At 66.0% G+C, this 3,763-nt stretch carries 5 protein-coding genes; 4 read left to right on the top strand and 1 reads right to left on the bottom strand.

Annotated features, from left to right (window positions below; translation table 11 throughout):
• Window positions 1-248 precede the first annotated feature (248 nt).
• Window positions 249-755 carry a midcut-by-XrtH protein gene (locus ACIQ09_RS21870; protein ID WP_398314485.1) on the bottom strand — a complete coding sequence of 169 codons (507 nt, stop codon included), beginning with the start codon at window positions 753-755 and terminating at the stop codon, window positions 249-251.
• Between the two features lie 415 nt (window positions 756-1,170).
• Here ACIQ09_RS21870 and nifV point away from each other — a divergent pair, with 415 nt between their 5' ends.
• The 4 genes from nifV to ACIQ09_RS21850 all read left to right on the top strand — a co-directional run.
• Window positions 1,171-2,310 carry a homocitrate synthase gene (nifV, locus tag ACIQ09_RS21865; RefSeq protein ID WP_398314483.1) on the top strand — a complete coding sequence of 380 codons (1,140 nt, stop codon included), beginning with the start codon at window positions 1,171-1,173 and terminating at the stop codon, window positions 2,308-2,310.
• Window positions 2,307-3,125 carry a serine O-acetyltransferase gene (gene cysE / locus ACIQ09_RS21860; RefSeq protein WP_398314481.1) on the top strand — a complete coding sequence of 273 codons (819 nt, stop codon included), beginning with the start codon at window positions 2,307-2,309 and terminating at the stop codon, window positions 3,123-3,125. The genes nifV and cysE overlap by 4 nt, the downstream gene beginning before the upstream one ends.
• 4 nt (window positions 3,126-3,129) lie before the next feature.
• Window positions 3,130-3,462 carry a nitrogenase stabilizing/protective protein NifW gene (gene nifW / locus ACIQ09_RS21855; protein ID WP_398314479.1) on the top strand — a complete coding sequence of 111 codons (333 nt, stop codon included), beginning with the start codon at window positions 3,130-3,132 and terminating at the stop codon, window positions 3,460-3,462.
• Between the two features lie 18 nt (window positions 3,463-3,480).
• On the top strand, window positions 3,481-3,763 hold a 283-nt coding region (locus ACIQ09_RS21850; protein ID WP_398314477.1), incomplete at its 3' end, for an electron transfer flavoprotein subunit beta/FixA family protein.

The following is a 3,763-nucleotide window of genomic DNA, read 5'->3' as shown; positions in this document are numbered from 1 at the left end:
CGGCTGAGGGCCGGCGCCAGCCGGGTCACGCCAAACGAAACGCCGCTGGACGGAGGAAGACCTCCTTCCAGCGGCGTTTCTCCGCCTGAAGTCACATCACGGCTTGCAGGCAATTGCGGTGCTGCGTCGAACCGGATTCTGGAGAATACCCGAGGGACGCAAGGGATGGATGGGGAGCGCGCGTGCGAAACACATGCGCGCTCTCCCATTTCAGGACAATGCGCCGATGAACTGCTCCGGCACCCTTGTCACGGAGCCGGAGCCACGGGCTCGGTGTAGTAGCAGGTTTGACCGACGTTCACCACCAAGCCCACGGCGCAAGTCGGGTTGAGGGTTGTCGCCGCACTCGGCGGCGTCACGTTCAGAATCCGCATCGGGATGGAAGGGTGGCCATTGATGGGAACGTCGATGATCGACGGCCCATACTCACTCAGATCGATGGTCCCGCCGGTATTCACCACCATCGTCGGCACGGAAACAGCCTGCACGCTCCCCACCGGCGTACCTTGCACCCCCACACCCAGGGCCAATATTGCCAGCAGCCCCGAAAGCAGCCGGTTGCCCGACTTGCGCGTCGTGTAGACCGCAGCCATCGCCAACAGCACCGCCAGAATCAGCATGCCCCACTGGGACAGGGTCGGCACGGACGTAGCGGCCGGCCCATAAACGATCACCTGGGCAAAGGCCGGGACGGGAAGCCCCGCCGCCAACACCACTCCCGCCGCCAACCTGGAAACATTTGTATTGATCTTCATGAACAACCCCCCTGAGCAAGAGAACAAATGGATGAAGAAAGATGCCACTGCATGTTAACACCCTGCAGCCCGGCCGGTGCGGCCTCTCCTGTGGGGTCGAGCTCATCCTGCTTTCCTCAGTTCGACGCGTCGTCTGACGGTCGATACGGTCTCCCCCTGTAGCGGCGACTTCAGTCGCCCATCGCGCGTCGATCACGCCAAGCCCCATCCTCCCCGTGGGGGCGAATGAACTCGACCCCACAACAGCCCCCCGTCCCTACCTGTGCGAAATCCGACAAAGGCGACAGCCGCGCTTTTCCTCGTTTTCCGAGGCACCACCCAAAAACAAAAATCACTTAAAAATCAGCAATATAAATAACAATCCCGCACATGGCACGGCCTTTGCTGGTCAGGTAGTGAAAGGACACCACCGACCATGAACCCGCTGCCTACCATCAACGACACCACCCTGCGCGACGGCGAACAGACCGCTGGCGTGGCCTTCACCGTCGAGGAGAAATGTGCCATCGCCCAGGCCCTCGCCGATGTCGGTGTCCAGGAGATGGAGATCGGCATTCCGGCCATGGGGCCGGTGGAGATCGAGGCCATCGGCGAGATCGCCCGCATGCGCCTGCCGGCCAGCCTGATGGTGTGGTGTCGCATGACCGACACCGATCTGGCCGCCGCCCGCCAGTGCCCGGTGGACACCCTCAACCTTTCCATCCCGGTGTCCGACATCCACATCACCACCAAGCTCAAGCGCAGCCGCGAATGGGTGCTGGAACGGGTGGGGCGCTACGTGCGCCAGGGCCGCGACATGGGCTACGCCGTGTCGGTGGGCTGTGAGGACTCGTCCCGCGCCGACCCATCCTTCCTCGCCCAGGTTGCCGAGGCCGCCCAGCGGGCCGGTGCCACACGGGTACGCTACGCCGACACCCTCGGCATCCTCGATCCCTTCTCCACCCACGACGCCATCGCCGCCCTGCGCCGCCGGGTGGACATCGACATCGAGATGCACGCCCACGACGACCTGGGCCTGGCCACGGCCAACACCCTGGCGGCCTTCCGGGCCGGTGCCACCCACGCCAACACCACCGTCAATGGCCTCGGCGAGCGCGCCGGCAACGCGCCGCTGGAAGAGATCGTGATGGGGCTGCGCCACCTGCACGGTATCGATTGCGGTATTGACACCCACACCCTGCCGGCCATCTCGGCCCTGGTTGCCGAAGCCTCCGGGCGCGCCGTCGCCGCCAACAAGAGCATCGTCGGCGAGGCCGTATTCACCCATGAGGCCGGCCTGCACGTGGACGGCCTGCTGAAGGACCCGCGCACCTACCAGGGTTTCGACCCGGCCGAGCTGGGGCGCAGCCACCGCACCGTGCTGGGCAAGCACTCCGGCTCCCGGGCGGTGATTGCCGCCTACGCCCAGCTCGGCGTGCTGGTGTCCGACCACGAGGCCCACAGCCTGCTCGAACGCATCCGCGACCACGCCACCTGCACCAAGCGCTCCCCTTCCGCCGGAGAGCTGGCGCGCTTCCTCCTCGAAGTCAGCCGTTGTGAGGGCAGCGCATCATGAGCCCCAGGGAACCCGACATGAAGATCCTCGCCGACAGCGTCGCCACCGAGGGCGCCACGCCGGGCTTCTTCAGCACCCTGCGCGAGGACGTGGCCTGCGTCTTTGCCCGCGACCCGGCCGCCCGCAACACCCTGGAGCTGCTCACCATCTACCCCGGTGTGCAGGCCCTGATGCTCTACCGGGTCGCCCATCGCCTGTGGCGCGCCGACTGGCGCTACGCCGCCCGCGCCCTGTCCTTCCTGGCGCGCTTCGTAACCAATGTGGACATCCACCCGGGGGCCGTCATCGGCCGCCGCTTCTTCATCGATCACGGCGCCTGCGTGGTGATCGGCGAGACGGCGGTGATCGGCAATGACGTGACGCTGTATCACGGCGTGACCCTGGGCGGCACCACCTGGAACCCGGGCAAGCGCCACCCAACCCTCGGCAACGGGGTGGTGGTGGGCGCCGGCGCCAAGATCCTCGGCCCCATCACCGTGGGCGACAACGCCCGGGTGGCGGCCAACTCGGTGGTCATCGACGCCGTGCGCCCCGGCATGACCGTGGTCGGCATCCCGGGGCGCATGGTACTGCCCATGGAAGGCCGGCGCATCGCCCACGGCATCGACCTGGACCACCACCAGATCCCCGACCCGGTTGGCAAGGCCATTGGCTGCCTGCTCGACCGGATCGCCCAGATGGAACGGGAAATCGCCAGCCTCAAGGGCGAACCCACCACCGCCGAAGGCGCCTGTCGCACCTGCGACGACACCTGCTCGCAACCCACCTTTGACGGTAGCTGGAAGGCCACCGCCCACAACGCACCAGGAGCCTGACGCCATGAACGAACTGACCGGCGAACTCGCCAAGCTCTCCTCCGCAGAGGAATTCCTCCACTTCTTTGCCGTGCCCTTCGACCAGAAGGTGGTCCATGTGAGCCGGCTGCACATCCTCAAGCGCTTCTATCAGTACCTGCGCCGGGACGCCGACCTGAGCACCCTGTCGGGCAGCGAGCTGTTCGGTCGCTACCGCAGCCACCTGGTCGCCGCCTACGAAGACTTTGTGCGCTCCACCCCGGCCCAGGAAAAGGTGTTCAAGGTGTTCCAGGACACCGACGGCCGCCAGCAGGTCAGCCTCGACAGCCTACGCGCCACCCTCCCCTCCGCCACCTAACCCGACAGGACAGCCGCCATGCACATCGTCGTCTGTATCAAACAGGTTCCGGATTCGGCGCAGATCCGCGTCCATCCGGTGACCAACACCATCATGCGCCAGGGCGTACCGGCCATCGTCAATCCCTATGACCTGTTCGCCCTGGAAGAAGCCCTGCGCCTGAAGGACAAGTTCGGCGGCAAGGTGACCATGCTGTGCATGGGCCCGCCCCAGGCCGAGGACGCCCTGAAGAAGTGCATCTCCTTTGGTGCAGACGACGCCGTGCTGGTCACCGACCGCTCCTTCGCCGGTGCCGACACCC

The sequence above is a fragment of the Zoogloea sp. genome (assembly GCF_044344315.1).
Lineage (GTDB): Bacteria > Pseudomonadota > Gammaproteobacteria > Burkholderiales > Rhodocyclaceae > Zoogloea.
The sequence above is the reverse complement of the archived record's forward strand: the minus strand, read 5'-3'. Positions and strand labels throughout refer to the sequence as shown.

What these genes read in the sequence shown, in the direction of transcription:
- ACIQ09_RS21870 (WP_398314485.1), bottom strand. Translation starts at nt 755, where the DNA reads ATGAAGATCAATACAAATGTTTCCAGGTTGGCGGCGGGAGTGGTGTTG.
- nifV (WP_398314483.1), top strand. Translation starts at nt 1,171, where the DNA reads ATGAACCCGCTGCCTACCATCAACGACACCACCCTGCGCGACGGCGAA.
- cysE (WP_398314481.1), top strand. Translation starts at nt 2,307, where the DNA reads ATGAGCCCCAGGGAACCCGACATGAAGATCCTCGCCGACAGCGTCGCC.
- nifW (WP_398314479.1), top strand. Translation starts at nt 3,130, where the DNA reads ATGAACGAACTGACCGGCGAACTCGCCAAGCTCTCCTCCGCAGAGGAA.